At 50.4% G+C, this 20,249-nt stretch carries 21 protein-coding genes; 12 read left to right on the forward strand and 9 right to left on the reverse strand.

Annotated elements, in window-relative coordinates; all coding sequences use genetic code 11:
• Window positions 1–8: 8 nt before the first annotated feature.
• Window positions 9–725 carry an EI24 domain-containing protein gene (locus tag AC04MQ_RS10450; RefSeq protein WP_235046316.1) on the reverse strand — a complete coding sequence of 239 codons (717 nt, stop codon included), beginning with the start codon at window positions 723–725 and terminating at the stop codon, window positions 9–11.
• 54 nt (window positions 726–779) lie between these two features.
• On the opposite strand from AC04MQ_RS10450, the gene AC04MQ_RS10455 reads away from it, so the two are divergent.
• Window positions 780–1,373 (forward strand): histidine phosphatase family protein, encoded by a 594-nt coding sequence (locus AC04MQ_RS10455; RefSeq protein ID WP_148278771.1) that lies wholly within the window; start codon window positions 780–782, stop codon window positions 1,371–1,373.
• Here AC04MQ_RS10455 and AC04MQ_RS10460 read toward each other — a convergent pair.
• Window positions 1,358–3,757 carry a fatty acid cis/trans isomerase gene (locus tag AC04MQ_RS10460; RefSeq protein WP_475392056.1) on the reverse strand — a complete coding sequence of 800 codons (2,400 nt, stop codon included), beginning with the start codon at window positions 3,755–3,757 and terminating at the stop codon, window positions 1,358–1,360. The two genes, AC04MQ_RS10455 and AC04MQ_RS10460, sit on opposite strands and share 16 nt — an antisense overlap.
• A 76-nt stretch (window positions 3,758–3,833) precedes the next feature.
• Here AC04MQ_RS10460 and AC04MQ_RS10465 point away from each other — a divergent pair, with 76 nt between their 5' ends.
• The 3 genes from AC04MQ_RS10465 (at window position 3,834) to ydiK (ending at window position 6,807) form a co-directional block, all read left to right on the forward strand.
• Entirely contained in the window at window positions 3,834–4,352 is a 519-nt protein-coding gene (locus AC04MQ_RS10465; protein ID WP_015090786.1) for a hypothetical protein, read from the forward strand.
• Between the two features lie 82 nt (window positions 4,353–4,434).
• Window positions 4,435–5,616 carry a C1 family peptidase gene (locus AC04MQ_RS10470; RefSeq protein ID WP_041577420.1) on the forward strand — a complete coding sequence of 394 codons (1,182 nt, stop codon included), beginning with the start codon at window positions 4,435–4,437 and terminating at the stop codon, window positions 5,614–5,616.
• Window positions 5,617–5,691: 75 nt separating this feature from the next.
• Window positions 5,692–6,807, forward strand: a complete 1,116-nt coding sequence (gene ydiK / locus AC04MQ_RS10475) for an AI-2E family transporter YdiK (RefSeq protein WP_041577418.1) — start codon at window positions 5,692–5,694, stop codon at window positions 6,805–6,807.
• 25 nt (window positions 6,808–6,832) lie between these two features.
• Here the strand turns inward: ydiK and AC04MQ_RS10480 are convergent, their stop codons facing one another.
• Both AC04MQ_RS10480 and AC04MQ_RS10485 read right to left on the reverse strand, forming a co-directional pair.
• Complete coding sequence (locus AC04MQ_RS10480; RefSeq protein ID WP_080602364.1) at window positions 6,833–7,222, reverse strand: four-helix bundle copper-binding protein; 390 nt, start codon at window positions 7,220–7,222, stop codon at window positions 6,833–6,835.
• Between the two features lie 9 nt (window positions 7,223–7,231).
• Window positions 7,232–7,417, reverse strand: coding sequence for a hypothetical protein (locus tag AC04MQ_RS10485; RefSeq protein WP_015090781.1), 186 nt, complete (start codon window positions 7,415–7,417; stop codon window positions 7,232–7,234).
• A gap of 286 nt (window positions 7,418–7,703) precedes the next feature.
• On the opposite strand from AC04MQ_RS10485, the gene AC04MQ_RS10490 reads away from it, so the two are divergent.
• The 3 genes from AC04MQ_RS10490 (at window position 7,704) to AC04MQ_RS10500 (ending at window position 9,160) form a co-directional block, all read left to right on the forward strand.
• Window positions 7,704–8,168 carry a hypothetical protein gene (locus tag AC04MQ_RS10490; RefSeq protein ID WP_015090780.1) on the forward strand — a complete coding sequence of 155 codons (465 nt, stop codon included), beginning with the start codon at window positions 7,704–7,706 and terminating at the stop codon, window positions 8,166–8,168.
• A gap of 108 nt (window positions 8,169–8,276) precedes the next feature.
• Window positions 8,277–9,041 (forward strand): hypothetical protein, encoded by a 765-nt coding sequence (locus AC04MQ_RS10495; protein ID WP_015090779.1) that lies wholly within the window; start codon window positions 8,277–8,279, stop codon window positions 9,039–9,041.
• Window positions 9,038–9,160, forward strand: a complete 123-nt coding sequence (locus tag AC04MQ_RS10500; protein WP_268742071.1) for a hypothetical protein — start codon at window positions 9,038–9,040, stop codon at window positions 9,158–9,160. The genes AC04MQ_RS10495 and AC04MQ_RS10500 overlap by 4 nt, the downstream gene beginning before the upstream one ends.
• On the opposite strand, the gene AC04MQ_RS10505 is transcribed toward AC04MQ_RS10500, so the two are convergent.
• Complete coding sequence (locus AC04MQ_RS10505; RefSeq protein ID WP_015090777.1) at window positions 9,161–9,841, reverse strand: hypothetical protein; 681 nt, start codon at window positions 9,839–9,841, stop codon at window positions 9,161–9,163. It lies immediately after the preceding gene.
• Window positions 9,842–10,188: 347 nt separating this feature from the next.
• Here AC04MQ_RS10505 and AC04MQ_RS10510 point away from each other — a divergent pair, with 347 nt between their 5' ends.
• Window positions 10,189–12,477: a tail fiber domain-containing protein gene (locus AC04MQ_RS10510; RefSeq protein WP_475392057.1), complete on the forward strand. Its 2,289-nt coding sequence runs from the start codon at window positions 10,189–10,191 to the stop codon at window positions 12,475–12,477.
• A gap of 138 nt (window positions 12,478–12,615) precedes the next feature.
• Window positions 12,616–13,215, forward strand: coding sequence for a hypothetical protein (locus AC04MQ_RS10515; RefSeq protein ID WP_015090775.1), 600 nt, complete (start codon window positions 12,616–12,618; stop codon window positions 13,213–13,215).
• Window positions 13,216–13,313: 98 nt separating this feature from the next.
• Here the strand turns inward: AC04MQ_RS10515 and AC04MQ_RS10520 are convergent, their stop codons facing one another.
• The 4 genes from AC04MQ_RS10520 to pheS all read right to left on the reverse strand — a co-directional run bounded on the left by AC04MQ_RS10520 (window position 13,314) and on the right by pheS (window position 17,729).
• Window positions 13,314–13,856, reverse strand: a complete 543-nt coding sequence (locus AC04MQ_RS10520) for a MerR family transcriptional regulator (RefSeq protein WP_235046314.1) — start codon at window positions 13,854–13,856, stop codon at window positions 13,314–13,316.
• On the reverse strand, window positions 13,828–14,160 hold the full coding sequence (locus tag AC04MQ_RS10525; protein WP_038451770.1) for an integration host factor subunit alpha: 333 nt from the start codon (window positions 14,158–14,160) through the stop codon (window positions 13,828–13,830). Before AC04MQ_RS10525 ends, AC04MQ_RS10520 begins: the two co-directional genes overlap by 29 nt.
• Window positions 14,161–14,265: 105 nt before the next feature.
• Entirely contained in the window at window positions 14,266–16,707 is a 2,442-nt protein-coding gene (gene pheT, locus AC04MQ_RS10530; protein ID WP_475392058.1) for a phenylalanine--tRNA ligase subunit beta, read from the reverse strand.
• Window positions 16,704–17,729 carry a phenylalanine--tRNA ligase subunit alpha gene (gene pheS, locus AC04MQ_RS10535; RefSeq protein WP_011164114.1) on the reverse strand — a complete coding sequence of 342 codons (1,026 nt, stop codon included), beginning with the start codon at window positions 17,727–17,729 and terminating at the stop codon, window positions 16,704–16,706. The genes pheT and pheS overlap by 4 nt, the downstream gene beginning before the upstream one ends.
• Before the next feature lie 111 nt (window positions 17,730–17,840).
• Here pheS and AC04MQ_RS10540 point away from each other — a divergent pair, with 111 nt between their 5' ends.
• Genes AC04MQ_RS10540 through AC04MQ_RS10550 form a run of 3 tightly spaced genes read left to right on the forward strand, consistent with a single transcriptional unit; the run spans window position 17,841 to window position 20,244 of the window.
• Window positions 17,841–18,707: a 16S rRNA (guanine(527)-N(7))-methyltransferase RsmG gene (locus AC04MQ_RS10540; protein ID WP_015090771.1), complete on the forward strand. Its 867-nt coding sequence runs from the start codon at window positions 17,841–17,843 to the stop codon at window positions 18,705–18,707.
• A complete protein-coding gene (locus AC04MQ_RS10545) occupies window positions 18,707–19,834 on the forward strand; it encodes a winged helix-turn-helix domain-containing protein (RefSeq protein WP_015090770.1) in 1,128 nt (375 codons plus the stop codon). Before AC04MQ_RS10540 ends, AC04MQ_RS10545 begins: the two co-directional genes overlap by 1 nt.
• Window positions 19,831–20,244 (forward strand): hypothetical protein, encoded by a 414-nt coding sequence (locus AC04MQ_RS10550; RefSeq protein WP_041577416.1) that lies wholly within the window; start codon window positions 19,831–19,833, stop codon window positions 20,242–20,244. The genes AC04MQ_RS10545 and AC04MQ_RS10550 overlap by 4 nt, the downstream gene beginning before the upstream one ends.
• The last annotated feature ends 5 nt before the right edge of the window (window positions 20,245–20,249 follow it).

Below are 20,249 nucleotides of genomic sequence, written 5' to 3' on the forward strand. Positions count from 1 at the left end.
AGGAAAAATCACTTTCGGCGCTCTTCCAGGGCGTTTAAGCCGTAATAGGTATAGCTCAAAGCCGATATAATGGGGACGAAGAAGAAAGCCAGGGGAATATATGAGAGGAGTCCTAATAAAAGCCCCATCAGGTACAGGGAGCCGGATTCTTCCGATTCGATGCTTTTACGCTCTTCCTTGGAGGCATAATCCTGAAGAACGTCATACAAAAAGACCTTTTTGTTCAGCCACGCCGTCAGCACCAGCGGCACGACCAGCTGACACCCCGGTATCAGCCACAACGGCAAAGTCATCATAAAGGCCACCACAAACAAGATCGTGGCTTTGACCGTATTCCAAACACTGCCAGCAATGGTTCCGCCCCGGCGCTTTTCAAGAGTGCGAAAATCCTGATCCCCCACCCATTTCAGCACGATGGGCATCACAAACACCGATACAATCAAGACCGATATCACATAGGCCAGCGGAATAAAGACCATCACCAGGAAAATCATTGCCAGCCATAGTCCCAAATCGGTCAAACCCGTGGTTTGTTGCACCCACTGAAAGCCCCACAGATTGCCAATGACGCCGGCAATTCCCACGGTCCATGCACTCCAGTAAACGATGAACAAAACCAGCAGCACAAGGACCGTCGCCACCGGAGGTCCCAGAATCAAAAGAAACATCCGCAATCGCAAGAGAGATTCAAAAGCCTGTTTCAGAGCGCGAAAAATGTTTTTCATATTCTGATTTTTTCTCTTTCCGATGCCACTGGCAAGTGCTTCAATAGAGCCACTATGCGAAAAACCATTCATCTCTTCCGTCATGGACTCACCGACTGGAACTCGCAGCTTCGCCTGCAGGGACACACAGATATTCCTTTGAACGACGAAGGCCGTCAGCAGGCCTTGAGTCTGCAACTGTTCTTCCGCGACAATCCGGTTGAATTCTTTGTCAGCAGTGATTTGCAGCGTGCCCAGCAGACTGCCCATATTGCCAATCATCACCTGTCCAAGCCCCTGCTGCTTCAAGCTGGATTTCGTGAAGTCAATATGGGGAAAATCGAAGGCATGACCCGTGAAGCGGTGGCGCAGGAATATGGCCCCCACGCTTGGGAAAAATGGATTTCAGTAGATCGCCAGCATTTTGATTTTGCATTCCCGGACGCGGAAAACACCTGGGCCACAGTAGAGCGCTTTGCCGCCGCATTGACGGACTTGTGTGAACAGCATGACTTTGACAGCATCGGTCTTTGCACTCATGGACTGGCGATGCGCCGGTTCCTGCATTCTTTGCGACCGGACATCACCGAAAGCCTGCCCACCCCGAACTGCGTGGTGTACACAGTCGAGTGGGACACCGAACAGAAAAAATTCTATTTCATTTCATAGCGGGTCAGATCCAGAAATCCGAAATTCACTGGATCTGATTTTCTCATGGCGCTGTGCATATCATCATAGAAAGACCAGAACTTGGCATTGCTGCGGCGAAGGCCGTAGCGGGTGACCAGGTTCTGATAATCTTCCGGACTTTTCATCCCACGCACTTGAATCGCAAACGCCGCCAGCTCATTTTCCTTCACGTTAAAGATCATATTCGGATAAGAGCCCCACACCCCTTCACGCACTGTCAGCGTGTCGTTTTTAGGGTCCATACGCAAAGATTCACCCAGAATCCACGAGATGTTTTCATGCTCTTTGTTGTGAATGAGCGAGTATATTTTCAAACCCTTGGCTGTTTTGATATTCAGAAGTGCCAGATCCGGGAAGAACTGCGAAAACGGCAGGGATGCTTCCGCTTTCACGGCCGCGATCTTGCGAAGCTCTTTATCCAGCCCCTGCACTTTCCATTGACCCTGCATGCTGTCGGGGACTTCCAGATTCTTCCAATTGATAAAGTCCCAGGCGCCCCGCACGGATTCGTTCTGATGGAAGAACAGCACCTTTTGCACGAACTGCTTTTTCGTGTGGTTGTCTTCGTTGAATTTAATGCCTGTGGGCTCGGCAGAGCCCACCGTTGGGAAGACATAGGCCATCTTTGCCTGAGCCAGCAACCCACGATACCACGCACGACGATAGCTTAAGCGTTCTTCCGATGGCAGGAAGGTCAGGAACAGCTCTTCAGCCTCCATGCGGATCATGTCCATGTAAACTCGGGTCAGCAACTGGTGCGACACATTGCCAAAGACATCAAAGTTCACCACCAGATTGTAAACCAGTCGTTCAAACAATGGGTAATCCAGCATAAAGACGGTCTTGGACAGATCCCCCACCGCCCCTTTCATCACCACCGCATTGTCATCGTGGCGAAGCACGGTCAGTGTGGCATTGGGATTAAAGCCCCCGCCGTCCCAGACATCTTTCAGCGCGTAACCGTCCGGACGAAGCTTTGCCATTTCATCCGTGCGAAGCTTGCGGTACTTTTCCCGATGGTCGACCAGCTTTTTATAAAACAGCGGTGTTTCTTTCACATCCACATCACTGCCCCACACGCCCGGCATCATCAGAAGATTCGCCGCTTTGTCGGCGTATTTTTCAGACAGCACCATGTTGTCCGACGAAGGATTCAGGAAGAATACATAGAACTGTTCCTGAATGGAGTTCACGGCCATGCTGCCGTTGCACACCGGGCCCTTGATGAAAGTACTTACCTGATACTGGGCATCGTCCAGCAGGAACTGATAACGGGCCTTCACGGGAATATCCTTGAAGGCCACAAACGGATTTTCCGCCACGCCGGGATCATAGCTTGGCAGAGCAGAAACTTTCCAGGCTTCGGCCAGGAAGAGTTCTTTGTAGCGGGCTAGCTTTGCCGGGCTCCATTGGTATGGGATGTGGGTCTTTTTCACGACCGTGCCCGGGAACTTTTTCAGGCAGTACCAGAACTTTGCTGTCCCGGGATTGTCATTGGGACGACGGGTGGCGATTTCTTGAACCCCCAGCGCGCAGGTCTGCTTGGAACGCACCAGTCTGAAAAATTCTTCAGACTTTTCCGGAAAATAAATATGCGCCAGGAAAAGATGTTCGTAAAGATAGCGACTGACCAGCTTCTGGCGAAGTGTTTCCTGATTCAGGAATTCCTCCCATTCACGCACCTGGCTTTGCAATTCAGCAGAAGGTGTATTCTGGCTTTTCAATTCTTCCGCATTCGGCCCCGGACTGCCCGCTTTCACCCAGCCCTTCAGGGTTGCAAGCTCAGCCGCGTTCAGGGCCGGGAAACCGTAAGGCATCCCCAGCTCTGGCGAGTTTTTAGCCAAAAGCTGATAGTCGGCCATGGTCTGTGCGCAGACTTGAGATTCAGATACCTGCTTGGTGACTTTTGCATTTTTCGCTGTGGCGCGTAGCTGGGTGATCTGGAAAAACAGGTTTTGGTCAGGATCTTTGCTGGTGCTGACCTCATAGAATCCGCGTTTACGCCACTCGTCCGCATGGGCATCAATCCAAATACGTGAGGGCTCGACACTTTTTAAACGAGTCCCGTCATAGACATTTAATTTGTTCGCGCCCCTCTGAAACCCCTCGAAATTCTGCAAATTCAGCTGGCAGGGAGCATTAAAACAGCTGTGGCAGGCCAGACAGCGATTGTCAAAAAGCGGTTGGATTTTGCGCGAATAAAGAGTTGCTTCAGCTACGGCGCCAGATGGCGCCTGCGCTCTGCCGGCCGGGGCCGGAGCTTCAGCTTGCGTGCCTGCCGGCACTCCAGCACTGCCCGCTGGGGCGGCGGCACTGCCGGCTATGGCCGAAAAACAAATTACCAGCATCAGAATGAATTGCATAAAACGGGACTCCCTGTGTATTCTGCAAATATAAAACTCTTTCTTGATTAAAGGAAAGATAAAGACGAGGTCGCTTATGCAAAAAATTCCGTTCCAAACAGTGCAAAATTCCATCGATAAAATCTGCAGCATCACGGAAGAAAGCGACCTGGAAAAAGCGTCCCAGCACCTTTTTGAGGTTCAACCGGATCTGGCGGGCTTCTTTATGGAGTTCATTGAAGACATGAGCGAAGGCGCTCAGGATCTGGGCTTCATGATGGCATTGATTCTGAACCGTTCTTTTGAAGAACAATACAAAAATCTTCGCGCCATGAACGAAGATGAAGTTGTTGAGCGTTTTGAAAAGAACGAAGCTGAATTCGAAAAATATCTGCAAATCAACGATGACATGATCGCAGACCTTCAGGACAAAGCTGCTCAAGCAGGTCAGCCTGAAATTCTGAACTACATCATCGAAGAGCTGTTCATGTCCCCGGAACTGGAACCGGCTTTGGAAGCCAATGAGCAGGTTCACCTGTTTATCGTGTGCAAGTTCTTCGTGGACTGCCTGAATGATCTGGCGAATGAAACTGCGCCGGAAATGATCCGCCACTAAGGCTGTCATTGTCTTTGAATTCCCAAGGCGTCTCACTCTGAGACGCCTTTTTTTTGGCTTGCGGCTTGCATTCTTAAGCTGCATGAAGTTCCTCTTCCCGCTGCTATTTGTTTTCAGCTTGTGGAGCCTGCCTATTCAGGCTGGCGGTGCCCCTTTGTGCGCCGACGTATTCCAATTTCAGGCCTTCCAAAATCAGGCACCCGCAGAAGTCATCTGGGGCACCCTGCGAGCCGATTTCAAACACCACACCCGCTACACCGTGGACCTGAAACAAAGCACGCAAATCAAAAATCAGTGCAACCTTGGCACCTGTCACCTGCACTCGTGGATGTCACATCTGGAACGCGGCTACGAACAAAAAACCGGACAATCCCTGACCCTTTCAAACGAATACCTAAGTGCCCGCCACTGGCTGGAGCGCAGCCTGCTGCGCCTGGAAAAACCATCCAAAGAAGTCGAAGTCAAACTGGGAGCCGGCCCGTTGTTTTCGCGCGAAAGCATTCTGGAATACGGTCTTATACCGGAAGGCGCCTGGAAACCAAAATCCGATTTCATGCTAAACCCTCAGGCCAAGAAAATGTCTGAATTCATTGAAAACATTCTGGTGCGCACTCAGTGGCAGGCAGAAAAAACCGCCGAGGGTCCGGCCCGCGAAGCGGTTCTGGAACAAGGACGAAATCAAATCAAAGATCTATTCCGCCAAATGGTGGGCGAAGTGCCGGCTCAATTTGAATTCCAGGGACAGACATGGACACCGAAAGACTTTGCCAAAGCATATTTTGAATCCTTTGAAGGCCCGATGACCCAAATGGCGATTCACAATGATCGCAAGGCTGCGACCAAGTTTGAAAAAACACCTCAAGGACGCAAACTCATCACCTCGCTCGACAAGGTCGAAGATACCGCGCGCCGGATGCTGGATAAAGGCGAAGCCGTGTATCTGTCCTATGATCACCACGCTGAATACGTGGATGCTTCCAGCGGCATCATGTCCATTCGCGCCTTCCATATCCCCACCTATGCCCGTCCGGCCACGCGCCAGATGCGTGAGGCTTTTGACACAAACAGCGGTGGCCATGCCGTTCAGATCGTGGGCTATGAACTGGATCCGCGCACCGGGCGCGTGGTGAAATGGAAGATCCGCAACAGCTGGGGCACCAAAAAAGGTGATGAAGGCCATTATCACATGTACGACGATTACTTCCGCGCGTTTGCAAAATCCATCACGGTGCCCTCGGCATTCCTGCCATTCATTCCAATGTAATTTACCAAAGGCCTAACGGCAGTTTGATTTTCCGGCCCTTCAAGGTTGCGATGAAGGGATGCAGGAGGAATCATCATGTCGCCATCAACCGACCTGACCAAGACATTGTTAAGCACCCTTTTTATGGGACTGCTGGCGGTGATCTCGCTGTGGGTGCTGCTGCCTTTTTTACCAGCGATGATCTGGGCTGCGATGATCGTCATTGCCACCTGGTCCACAATGCTGAAACTGCAAACCCGATTCAACAACAAACGATTCCCGGCCGTGCTGACGATGGCGCTGCTGATGACCGCCATCGTGATCGTTCCTCTGGCGGCGGCCCTTTTCTCATTGCTCACCAACCGTCATGTGATTGTGTCAGGCCTGCAGGATCTGGCAAACACGCAGCTGCCTCCGGCTCCGGAATGGCTTGAAAAACTGCCCTTGGGTGGAGCCCGCCTTGCGGCCCGCTGGAATGAACTGGCGGCCACCGCCCCTCAAGAGCTGATCGAAAGAGCACGGCCCTATATTCATCAGGGTTTTGAATGGATTGTCGGCAGCGTTGGCAGTATCACCATGCTGGTGGTCCACTGCATTCTGACTATCATCGTCGCCTCAATATTTTATTCCAACGGAGAAAAGATCGCCCAATCCTGCCGTACATTCATACGCCGACTTGCCGGATTGCGCGGCGAAGAAGCCTTGAGGCTGGCCACCCAATCAGTGAAAGCCGTGGCCATGGGTATTATCGGCACCGCCCTGATTCAGACCGCCCTTGGTGGCCTGGGGGCATGGCTTGCCGGAGTTCCCAAGCCTGGACTGCTGACCGCCGTGATTCTGATTTTCTGTGTGATACAACTTGGGCCGTTGCTGCCTTTGCTGGGCGCAGTGGCGTGGCTTTATTCGCAAGATCACAACACCGCAGGAACAATTCTGCTGGGCTGGGCGGTGGCGGTGGGATTGATGGATGGTTTTGTCCGCCCGATTCTGATCAAACGCGGGGCTGACCTGCCGGCTGCGGTGATCACTGTGGGTGTGCTGGGTGGAATGATTTCTTTTGGTATCGTGGGCCTTTTCATTGGGCCCGTCATTCTGGCTGTCACCTTGCGTCTTTTAAGTGCGTGGATGACAGAAGAAACCGAACCCACTGTTTTCAAGCGAGTCATCGACAAACCTGTCGAATCACCACCGCCGCCGGAGATCAATCACTGATCTCCAACAGCGAGGCCTGTTCGGTTTACAGTCGAGCGGACATCTGAGAAGGCTTCACCCGCACGGTCATGCCCGCCATCCCCCGGCAGTGTTCGGCACACTTGCGGCAGATATCAGAGCATTTGATGACAATCGAGTCTTCCGGAAACTTTTCACACTCCAAAGCCGTGCGACTGCAGATCTGGAAGCACAGTTCCGCCGCTTGCGGGGCAAAATCAGCTTCCGCCATCTCCATCCGCGCGTGCAGATCACAGGTGTCTGCGCAAAGCTGCAACAACGACGTCAGTTCAGTTTGCGCAAAACGCATTCCTTGCTCTTGCACGTGATTGAGCGTCTCCAAACACACACGGTACGTTGTAAAGCAAAAGTTGATACACTTCGCCGTATCACTGTCCTGCAAAGGATTCATTCTCATAAAGCCCTCCTAGGCTCGTGGGTTCTTTTTGGATGAAGACACGTTCTGAGACTCACGGCTTTCGGATTCTTCCTCGCGGTGATCGGCAGAGTGATCCATCTGTTTGCTGCGACTGCGCTGGTGCTGAGCTTTTAAGGCCCCGTCGAAGCGCTTGCTTGTTTGACTAAAACCTTTGTTTTTATGATGACCAGACATGCTAGCCTCCTTGTTGCAAAAGGTCCTTTCTAGGATAGCAAAGTCATATGTCATGGGCGCAATTCATCCCGAAAATACCCGTAGAATTGATAAGAATCAGAACTCCCCATGCCAGCTGACATCATGAAAAAAGTGTACCCTTAAAGGACAAACCCATCTTTGTCCGGTTGCATGGTGGACAAAAATAACCTTGTCCAACAATCTTCCAATCCACGCTCAATTCCCGTTGAATCCTCGCGGAAACTGATGGAATCAAGACCCATCAAACAAACCAAAAGGAGAACTTATGAAAAACGTATTCGCAATGATCGCTCTGTTGATTTCCGCTTCTGCGGCATCTGCTCACACTGCTGACACTTCATGGGAAGTGCTGATGGCGGACACCAACCTGAAAATCGACGCTCCCGTCGTGTTCATGGGTCACGCTGTTGATTACACTTTCGTGTGCGCTGATGGCCAAATGCTAAGAACTAAAAAAGCAGTTGCTCAAAGAGAAACCATTTTCATTGGCAAAAACCGTTCTAAAGAAGTCATCACTGGCTACAAATACCTGTACACTCCAATCAAATACACTCGCACGGTTTCTGACTGCAAATACATCGGCAAAAACCGCGAAGTTTGCACAGACAAAGTTGTTTCCGGCACTTATCCACTGACTGTAAATGTGAAAGTTTCCAAAAAAATGAGCTCTCGCAATGACACCTACAAATTCTTGTTCAACAAGGCTTTGACAGTTCCTTCCTGCCACTAGTCTGCATTTTTCACCCGAGGCTTGCGCGACGAGCCTCGGGATTCACACAGGAGCCTTGCCAAACCTCCAAGGGGACACTACGCCATCAGAAAACAAGCGAGGTTGCGTATGCAGGACTCCACCACGATTCAGGAACAAGTCAGTCGGGATATTGGCCGGTTTTTGCAACGTCATAAAGACCCCCGCAAGGGACTGATGCAACTGTCTGCCAAGACCCGAATTCACACCAAAACTTTAAAGCGCCTGGTCCAAAAAGAACACAATCCCACCTATCAGACATTGTACAAGCTGTACTCCTGCCTGACCGGGACCGCGGACCTGGGACAGATGCTGAATTCGGCTCCGGCCTTGATTCAGGAAAAACTAAAACGCACCGATCCCCAGCTTAAGTCGTCTCCCCTGCACAGGTACAACGTCAATGTCGAGCAGGAGCTGATCAAAGACCCTTGCTTTGCCGAACTCTATGTTCTGGCGGACACACGTCCTTTTGATAGGGGATTCGTCAGAACCCGGTTCGGTGAATACGGAATGGAAATCCTGGAAAAAATGAAGCAGATGAACGTGCTACGCCAACTGGAAAACGGCCGGTACGCCCTGGGCACCAACCGTTCCACCTTTTCAGCAGAGGCCATCAAATCCGTGGGCCTGCGACTTACGGAAAAGTACTCAAAACCCGCACGCACCGACGAAAACTATGCCAACTATATGAACTTATTCTTTGAATCCATCAATGAAACCACCTATCGCAGGTGGCTGGACATCGATGTGCAGGCCTTTCAGGACAAAATGCGCCTGTTAGAAGACCCCTCGTCACGCGGCCCCTTGCCGATATTTATGTTCAATGTGATCGACACGCTTCAGGAGCCTACATGAGATACTTTATCAGTCTTATTCTAGTGATCATTCTGGCCGCTTCACAAGGCTTTGCCCGTGGAGGAGGCGCTGCCGGTGGTTCTGGGAATTCATCCCCAAAAAACGGCAGCAACAAATAACTAGAAGCCGGCTTTATTCAGATTCAGGAAATCGATGTCCGGCATCGGAGTGTCCAACAATAGATACTCAATCAGATCATCCATGGGGATCTCTGTGGTCACCGACAAGGACATCTTCTTGCTCAGATAGCTGCCCTGAAGGGTGTAAGATCCTTCAGCGACTTTTAGAACCTCGAGGTCAATCCAGTATCCGTTCATATAGCCTTTGAAGTGATAGCCCTTTTCTCGTGGCAGAATATACAGGTCGGCCAGGTCATTTTTAAAGAACCCTGTTGCCCGGCCCGGACGATTCACCGTCGGAACATCAAACCGCAAAGACGGACGATGATTTTTGTAAACACCTGAAAAACGAAGCGTGCCGTTGTTGGTGTGCTCGATGGAAACTTCAACTTTTTTACCATCCAGCTGGCCAAACAAACGAGTCAGACCTTCGGTGTAACGAATTTCCAGATTGGTTTTTTCATCCGCGCTGGTCACCTGGGATTCAATATTGGACCATTTGTCGACTTCAAGGTTTTTATACTGAGAACCGGATTGCATGTGCCAGCTTTGGTGGCGATCCTGTTGCGTGATCTGCCACTGAATGGCGTCCGCACCCCACGAGCCTTCGACATTCATTTGGGCCGCTCCGGCACCGAAAGAAAACAAAGTTACAGCCAACAATCCCAGAATATTTACCATGACGTACTCCTTCGAAAGGATTCGAGACTAGTGCAATTGCCGCCTTGGTCAACGCAAAGAACCCGAAACTTTTTCGAATGCAAAGCAATTGAAAAAGTGGAAATTAGCAGAACAAAACTTCACAGGATGCCGCCAGGCTCCACTTTGAAATGTCTGGACAAGATGCTTCTCTATCGCCCTTTCGGGGCAGACATTTTCACTCTGAAAAATCATTCTCATGTTTTCCAAATTTCACCTTTTGAGGTTCCCTCTTCTTACCCCCATCACAGGGCCGGGTTTCATTCTTAGGTTGGTAATTCGTCAAATAAATATTTAAAAATTTTAACTGCCAAACCGACAAGTTTCGCATGTTTAGAACTACTGCATTCACGTTGCCCGTTTTGTTGTTTTCGGTTTTGGCGCAGGCTGCTCCGAATACTTTGACCTATCAGGGTCGCATTCTTAAATCCGATGGAGCCCCGCTGGAATACAACAACGTCAGCTTCCTGTTTGAAATCAAATCCGAAGACGGCCTGTGCGTGTACTATCGCGAACAGAAAAACGGCGTGAACATGATGAACTCTAAAGGGGTCTTTGATGTGCCACTGGGAACTGGCACCAAGCTGTTCCCCACTTCCGGCAGCGTGGGCTTGAAAGAGGTCTTTGATAACTCCACCACTTTGGATTGCGCCGATGCTGGTAACAACGTGGCCAGCCAAAAAGGTCCTGTCGCGGACCAATCCCGCCGCCTGAGTGTGCAATTCCATGACGGCACCGGCTGGATGCAAATCAGTCCGGACAATGAAATCCGCTCTGTGCCTTATGCGCATTTTGCTTCGTCAGCTTTGAAACTGGGAAATTATTCGGCCACGGATTTTGTTCGTACCAATACACTTCCCGGGGCGGCTTGTACGGCAGGACAGGTGGTCTTCTTTGACGGCACGAACTTCACTTGTGTCACCGATGCCGGCGGAACTGGCGTGGTTTCAGATGTGCTTGCTGGTACCGGCGTTTCGGTCGTCGGGACCACCACAAAAACCGTGGCGGTGAACTATGGTACAACTGCGGGAACGGCGGCCCAGGGCAATGACTCGAGAATCACCGGTGCATTCCAAAGCAGTACTGCTTTGGGTGGGGATCTTTCCGGAACTCTTCCCAATCCCACTGTGGCGAAAGTTCAGGGCGTGGCTGTTGCCACGACGACTCCGCTAGATGGTCAGGTGTATCGATTTAATTCAGGCAGCCTTGAACCGGTTTATTTCGGCGTGGATGATTTGAAAACTTCCTCAGGCCTTACCCAGTTTGCAACGTCGTGCATGGCTTCTCAGACCCTGACCTGGTCAGCCGTTACCGATGCCTTTACCTGCTCTAACATTTCGGGTCTTGATGCCGCGGCAATCACTGGCGGAACGATTGATGCCGCTCGCCTGCCGGCCATGACGCCGACATTCCCGCTGCAAGGGACCAACGGCACGAATTCCGCCCCAACTTATTCTTTCTCGGGCGACAGCACGACTGGCATATACCGCCCCGGAGCAAGCCAGCTTGCATTCAGTGTTCTGGGAACTCAACGTCTGCGCATTACCGACGCTTCCTTCTATCTTGGCAACATGGGCTCTGCAGGAACAAACCCGGCTTCATTCAGTTTTGACTCTCGCTTCATTGGAAGTGGCGGAACTGTCGGCACGGGAAGATTCCTGGTAACGGCCAGTCATAAATTATCCTCTGCCGGCAGTCAGACCATGCCCGCCATTGGCGTCAGACACAACATTGACGGGACTAAGGCCACCAGCGGATCCATGGGTGGAATCAACTCGGAGGTCATAATCAGCAACTCTGGCGGGCTTTCAGCCACAGGATACGGCGTGCGCGGGGGAATTGCTTTAAGTACACCTGAAAGCACGCCCGCCGCCGCCATCACTGGACTGCAGACGGGCCTTTGGGGGCAAATCTCAGTTCGGGGTGTGGCAAGTCTTCCCGTTATGGAAAAGGTCAATGCGATCACTTCAGAATTCATGCTTCAAGGAACCGCTGCCGGAGGAACCTCTATCACCACGGCCCACGGGCTTGAGATGATTGCGGTCACGGCCACCAATGACTCGATCACCAACTACACCGGCATCATGATTCGCAACCCCACTGGTACGGGAACGATCACGAACAAGTGGGCTCTGTTAACAGAACCTGACTCGGGCTCGGTCGGCATTGGAGTTTTAAATCCAGCCTATATGTTGCATGTGAATGGAACTGCCGGGGGCACTTCCTGGGCCAATACTTCCGATCGTCGTTTCAAACGCAATATCGCAACCATTGATTCAAGCCTTGAAAAAGTGCTGCAACTGCGTGGTGTGACCTATGACTGGAGAACCGATGAGTTCCCGCAAAAGAATTTTGAAAAAGGTCCGCAAGTGGGTTTGATCGCACAAGAAGTTCAAACTGTGTTCCCGGATGTGGTCACGAAAGACAATGATGGGTTCCTGGCTGTTCAGTATGCCAACCTTGTGGCACCTTTGATTGAAGCTGTTAAAGAGTTCCACGCAAAATGGAATACTGAAAACGAAGCTTTGAAAGCAGAGAATGCAATTTTGAAGCAGCAGATTCAATCCCTGCAAAAGTGGGCTTGCCAGCAGGACTCAACGGCAGAATTCTGCCGCTAACCGAACATCCTCAACGCATTCCGCCGCCGTAGCGGAGGCGGAATGCGTCAGTCACATATGAAAGGACAAAGGGCCTGAGTTATCAAAAACCAATGATTGTTTATTATTCTTCGTTACAATATTTTCCACGGAGGATAAATGAAACACCTTATTGCAGCCCTTGTTCTTACCACTTCAGTCAATGCCCTTGCACAGGAAACACCGGCACAAGCTTCTGTATCCCAGGATTCCCATCAGGACCTGAGAAAGCGCACGCACGGTATGACCTGGGAAATGACCAGCTCTAATACAAAGCTTAAAAATAAAGATACCAACACGGAATCAGAAACCACATCTACAGAGTCCAAATTTGGATATCTGTACAACTTCGGCAGATTTGAATTGGGTGGCGCATTTACATCTTCTACTGACAAAAACGAAGATACAGGCGACAAAACGACCGCGGGTACCTTTGAGTTGATCGGTCATATTAACATTCTGAAGAATGAACCAGGCGAAGACCTGGTACCTTACGCGGCTCTCAGTCTTGGAAGCGTGGTTATGGAATCTGACACGCTGGATGCCAAAGGCAGCACGGCAAGTCTGGGTTTCGGTTTGAAGTGGTTCCCACTTTCCGAAATCTTTGCTTTGAAGGCGGAACTCGGCGCTGGATCCGCGTCTATTAAAGACGACAACACGGACATTGAGCTGGAAGTCAAAGCGACCTACTTCAACATCGGTTGGGCTTTTTACTTCTAATAATTTGAGATCTCGATCAAATTCATATCGGGACCACCAGAATTACCTGGCACATCCCTTAGAAAAGAAAAAAGCCACCTTTCGAGGTGGCTTTTTATTTATTTGAAAATCTGGCGGACTCTGCGGATGTCGAGGATCAGATCCTCTACCGCTTCATTGATGCCCTCAAGCTTGTGGTACACTTGAGTCATGTCCTTTTCTTTTCTGACGTGAGCTTTCAGCTCCTTCATTGCATTTCTTGCGCCCTCGATGGAGAAGCGGTCGCGATGCAAAAGCTTTCTGATCAGCAGCGCATTTTCCACGTCTTTACGAGTGTACATACGCTGGTTGTTAGAGGCTTTTTTCGGACGAAGAACTTCAAACTCTGTTTCCCAATAGCGCAAAACATATTGTTTGATGCCCAGGATTTCAGCCACGTCGCCGATTTTGAAACCCATTTTGTCCGGGATCGCATTGATTTCTTCCAAGAGTTTCTCATCACACAGCATCGCCGGGATGGAGATCGGAGTCGTCGCCGTCACCGGGACAGACGTCGCTTTTTCAGTCTCTTCGACAAAATCAATATGATGATCCCCTAGCGACAGCTCGGAGCTGTCAGCCTCAAGGGACGGATTACTCATTGTCGTCGTAGTCATCATCATCGTCCTCATCTTTTAAGTGAGCGTACTCTTCACCGTTCAACATCGCCTTCAAAACCTGAGACGGACGGAAAGTAAGAACACGGCGTGCAGAGATCTTGATCTGCTCACCCGTCTGCGGGTTGCGACCAATACGCTCGTTCTTGCCACGAACAACGAAATTACCGAAACCAGAAATCTTAACCTTTTCGCCATCTTGAAGAACAGTCTTCAAGGTGTCGAAAACAAGTTCCACCAATTCAGAAGCTTCTTTTTTGGAGAAACCGATCTTCTGATATACGTTCTCGACGATATCGGCCTTAGTCACAGTTGATTTACCTAAGTTCTGGCCTGCCATAATAGTCATTCACTCCATTAAAATTCTTCAAGTGCTACATAAAATCGTAACAACTAACTGAAAACAATCAAGAATTTATCTCACAGAAAGATCAAAATTCTTCTTTAAGCTTTCCAAAATCTTGGTTGTTGTCTCGTTAATCTGGGTTTCTTGCAGTGTGGCATTCTTATCCTGCAACCAAATACGGATCGCAACGGACTTCTTGCCCGCTTCCATCTTTTCGCCTTCATACAGGTCAAAGACGTCCACGTTCAGAAGCAACCCGGCGCCCGCCTTGCGGATGTCCTTCAGGACATCGCCGACTTTCAGGGTTTTCGGCATCACAAAGGCGAAGTCACGCTCCACAATCGGGAACTTGGACACGCTTTGGATACGGTAAGGACGAGGCTGACCTTTATAAAGCTGATCCAGATCCAATTCGGCCAAAGCCGCAGGAACACGAATCTTATTGTCTTCAAGAAGAAGCGGATGAAGTGTGCCGATGAAGCCCACTTTCTTACCTTCCACCAAAAGCTGCGCGAACTGCCCTTGATGCAAGAATTCAGGCACTTCCGCTTTGTTCGCCGGAGTCACCCAGGTGTAAGAAGAGATATTCAAAGACTTCAAAAGAACTTCAACTGCCGCTTTAAGTTCGTAAACAACCGGGTAATCCAGGGATTTGTTCCAAAGGTTGCTTGCGCGACCCCAGATAGCCATCCCGGCACGGCTGCCTTCAGCAAAACTGCCGTCTTCTTTAACAAAGAACGTGCTGCCGATTTCAAACAAACGCCCCTGCATGTTGCCAGCGTGGAAGTTGTTGTTCAGGTTTCTGAACAGACCAAAGCTCAAGGAACTTCTCATCACATCCATTTCCTCATTCAGAGGGTTCAGGATGCGGATTTCCTTTTCAGTGGCTGCCAGACCCGTCGCTTTCATGGATTCCAAAGAACCCAAGAATGCTTTTTGAGCTTTGGAACCAACAAAGGCAAAGTTCACCGCTTGTTGGAAGCCCTCACCACGCAAAAGTTCACTTGTGGTGCGGTTCAACATGAAAGTCTTGTCCTGGAAGCTTGGAGCTGCTGCCAAAGCAGGCAACGCCTCTGGAATATGCTCATAGCCATTCAGACGAGCGTATTCTTCAACCAGGTCCATGTCCTGTTCGATATCGAAACGGAAGGTCGGAGGCAACACCGTGAAGGTCTCGCCCTTTTTGTTGATTTCGCAACCCAGACGCTTCATGAAATCGACGAACTTATGTTCTTCGGCCTCATAACCCAAACGCTCGGAAACCGTTTTGATGGTGATATCCACCGGGGCTTTTTTCACCGGATTTGGATAGAAGTCATGATTGTCTTCATAAGCTTCGCCACCAGCCACTTCCAGAATCAAAGCCGCTGCACGGTTCAAACCGCGCAAAGTTCCATCCGGATCCACACCACGGGCAAAGCGATAAGAGGAGTCCGTATCGATACCGTGAGAGCGTGAAGTTTTACGCGCACTCATCGGCAGGAAGTAAGCGGCTTCCAAGAACACTTCAGTGGTGGAATCAGAAACGCCGGAGTTTTTACCACCCACAACACCCGCCAGACAAATTGCATGAGAGGAATCTCGAATCGTCAACTCAGCACCAGTAAGGAAAATAGTATTTCCATCCAACTTGGTGAAGGATTCATTAGCTGTAGCACGGTCCACGATGATTTTTTTACCGTTGATGAAGGCCGCATCAAAAGCATGCAACGGCTGCCCCAGTTCCAACATCACGTAGTTCGTCACGTCCACGATGTTGTTGATAGAGTTCATGCCGACACTTTCAAGACGGGCTTTCAACCAAGCAGGACTTGGTCCCACTTTCACACCTTTCAGGAAGCGACCCGCATAACGCGGGCACAGATCAAAGGCTTTAACGTCCAAAGCAATTTCAGACTTGGTGGATTTGCCATTGGTTTTAAGTTCAGCGGAAGGCACTTTCAATTCTTTACCGAACAAAGTGGAAACTTCGCGCGCAAGACCAAAGTGAGACAGACAATCCGCACGGTTCGCCGTCACTTTCAGCTCGAAAGTCACGTCGTCATAGCCGCCGTATTCTGCATAGGCTTTACCCACCGGAGCATCCGCTGGCAAAATCGCGATGCCTTCAGATTCCGTCGCCAAGCCCAGCTCTTTCAAAGAGCACAGCATGCCGGCAGAATCCACACCGCGCACGGCAGATTTTTTAATCGCGAAGTTGCCAGGTAATACTGCCCCCGGCAACGCCACGATCACACGGTCCCCCGCTTTGTGGTTTTGTGCGCCGCACACGATCTGATGAACCACGCCCTCGCCCGTGGAAACACGGCACAAGGAAAGCTTGTCAGCATTCGGGTGTTTGTCTTTTTCAAGGATGTGACCAATCACCACGTGATTGAAGTCTTTCGCGCGATTGGTGATTTCTTCAACCTCCAAACCGCCACGGGTCAAAGCTTCCGCCAGCACTTCCGGCTTTTGGAAGAATTCGGTCACATCAACATAATCATGGAGCCATTTTAAACTGATCTTCATTTTACAAACTGCCTTAAGAATCTTACGTCGTTTTCAGGGAACAAGCGGATGTCTTCGATGCCGTACTTGATGATGGCCATACGCTCAACACCAAAGCCGAAGGCAAAGCCCTGCCACTTGGGATATTCAATTTTGGCCGCCTGGAACACTTTCGGGTTCACCAGACCGCAACCGCCGATTTCGATCCAGCCGCTTTGCTTGCACAAAGAACAGCCTTTGCCCTTACAGATCGGGCAAGAGCAATCCACTTCCGCAGACGGTTCGGTGAACGGGAAATAGCTTGGGCGGAAACGGGTTTTCAGACCCGGACCGAAGAACTCACGCACGAAGAAGCTGATGGTGCCTTTCAAGTCCGCCATGGAGATTTTCTCATCCACGCACAAAGCTTCGATCTGATGGAAGTTCGGCAAGTGAGAAATATCACTGTCACAACGGAACACCGGACCGGTGCCAATCACACGCAATGGAAGCTCTTCATTTTCCAAAGAATGGATTTGAATCGGAGACGTGTGAGTTCTTAAAACGTGGGTTTTGTCGACGAAGAAGGTGTCGGCCATGTCACGCGCCGGGTGATCCGCCGGAATGTTCAGGGCTTCAAAGTTATAGTAGTCCTTCTCGATCATCGGACCCGTGCGGATGCTGTAACCCAAGCGGGACATCACGGTGAAGATCTCTTCCACCACGATATTCACCGGGTGCGCCGTCCCCTTTGGTTGGGAGAACGCCGGCAAAGTCATGTCGATTTCCTCAGCCGCCATTTTTGCAGAGATCTCTTTCTTTTTTAGAGCGTCTTCTGCTTCGGTGTAAGCGGCTTCCAGAAGCTGCTTCACTTCATTCACTTTTTTACCAAACAGAGGCTTTTCCTCTTTTGGCAAAGAAGCCATTTCTTTCATGATTTCAGTCAGGGACCCGCTTTTACCCAGGTACTGAACTTTCAGATCATAGAGGTCTTTGGAGCTGGGGGCCGCTTTAAAGGCCGCCAGGGCGTTATCTTTGATGGAATCAAGTTTGGTCGTCGACATAGGTTCTCAATATCCCTCTGGAGGCCCGTATTTTCAAGCATTTAGCTTTTACACACGGCGCAGAAAAGACTTGAGGTTTAAGGCCTTTGGACCTATGTTCCCCCGACTGCTATGGCCCATAAGAACAAGACTAACTACAGCCCGTATAAAGCCCGCCAAGAAGCCCGTCATGGGTCCAAAGGCGTTGCTGCACCTCCAGCGACCTCCAACATGGGCCGCCATAAGAAACCAGAGACGATCTATGACATTCATGAGGCCAATGACCGCCTTGCTGATGTCTTTCGCAATCACGGATTTGATCTGGTCAGCCACAGCCAAAGACAGCAACTGGCGCACTTTTACCGCCTTTTGATGCTGAATCAGGAAAAAGAGAACTTCACTCGCCTGCTGAAGCTGCGTGATGTGGCCATCAAGCACTTCATCGACAGCATCATCATCATGAAATACACTGACCTGCAGTTCCCATTGCTGGATGTCGGCACCGGACCTGGCTTTCCGGGGATTCCACTTAAAATCATGTACCCGGATCAACAGATCCTTTTGGGTGAAGGCGTTCAGCGCCGTGTAGAATTCCTAAAACATGTCCGCAGCGAGATGAACCTTCAAAACCTGGACATTCTGGGCCGCAACATCAACAAACATTGCGTCTATCCTGTTCGCGGCGCGATCACCCGCGCGGTTGAAGATATCGGCAACACCCTGGGGAACGTGATCAGCTGCCTTGAAATCGGTGGCCGCGTTTACTTCATGAAAGGCCCCGGCGTGGGACCTGAAATTGAAGCCGCCAAAAAAGACTGGGGCGAGTACTACAAACTGGTTCAGGATGTGGCGTATTCCCTGCCGCAAACGCCGCATGAACGCCGTTTGGTGGTTTATGAAAAAATCAAAAACATGCCTTTACCGGAAGAAGATGAAGGCGAAGAACTGTTGATGGACGAACTGTCCAACGAAGAAAAAAGACGCTGGGCTAAATACTGATGTCAAACTCCACCCAGAACACTTCATTGCAACTGGCACGTTTGCAGCACCGTAAAGGGGCGCTGCACGAGGCCCGTTTATTGAGTGAAGAAGCCATGGTGGAGGCTTCAGCCCGCGGACTTTCTCAAGACTGGATTGAATCTGCCCGTCTGTACTTCCAATGCTGTCATGAACTGGAAGAGCTTTCTGATGCTCAATCCGTGATCGATCAGACTTTGACTTTAAGCCGCAACACTTCGGACGAGCGCCTTCAGGGCATGGCCGAAAATCTGATCGGTTCATGGCTTTTGGCCAACGGAAAAATGCAAGAGTCCGAAGACTACATCAACTCGGCCATCACCAAAGCCACTCAAGCTGGCGATCTGGATACCCTGGTGCGCGCCCTGTTCACCAATGCGATGACTCGCGCTTTTGAACCGGCCCAATTCGCACAAAGCCTGCTGCAGCTGAATAAGCTCGACACCATTCTGGCTGAAATGGATAACGCCGAAATGCAGCTGACGTCGCGCTTGTTGCGCACACACATCTTCACGCAAACCGGCAAGCTGGAAGCGGCGAATGATCTTTTGTGGGACTGCTATGAACAGGCCAAACTGCACGGCTTCCATCTGCTGATTTCGCGTATTCTGGCACAAATGGCCCATGTGAACCGAGAACTGGGTAACAAAGAAGCTTATCGCATCTACGCTGAACTGGCGTTGCGTGGAACGGACAAAACTCGCCTACCACGCGTTTATAAATTCATCCGTCAAATGTGCCCTGAAGATATTGTTCGCAATGCACCTCAGTTTGACTTCCAGATCGACGAGGCGGCGCGCAGTGTTCAGGAACGCAACAAGGGTCTGATTGACTTCCGCAATCAGCATATTCTTTTTGATCTGGCTTTGTTGTTCATCAAAAAGGCCGGCACCCGTTATTCCAAGGAAGATTTAATCGAGATCATCTGGCAGCAGGCTTACGACCCTGAACTGCATGACAATCTGATTTACGTATCGATCAAACGTCTGCGCGCTCTGCTTGAGCCGGACATGGAAAGCCCAAGATACATCCTGCGCGACCGCAAAGGTTATTACTTTAATCCGCAATCATCTGTGCACTTCAGACAATCGGAGGAAGCGACACTATGAAAACACTCCTGTTAGTACTTCTTGCTGTTTTCAGTATTTCAGCTCATGCCCGCGGCCCGGGTGGCGACCCCGTTATTCCATGGCCAACGGTTGTTTCACTGACGCCGGTCACTTGTGAACAGCTTCAGGGCGATTGGGTGGCTTACGATCACAATTCCATCTGGTTTGTGAATCTGGAGATGCGCGAAGGCGATGCTTTGTCCACATTGCGTATTAAATCCAATGCCCTGTTCACGCATAAAGCCACTGGCTGGCTGGAAGCTGACGGTCCGTTGTTCTATGGCAAGATCGCCATGGATCCGACCCACTTCTATGACGTGATTGTCTTTAGAGACATGGACGGCACGAAGATTCGCATCATCAAAGGTCCGTATAAATACTTCGACTTGAAACTTTACCGCCGCGAGTAGGATCA

It is taken from the genome of Bdellovibrio sp. MYbb2, assembly GCF_056175685.1.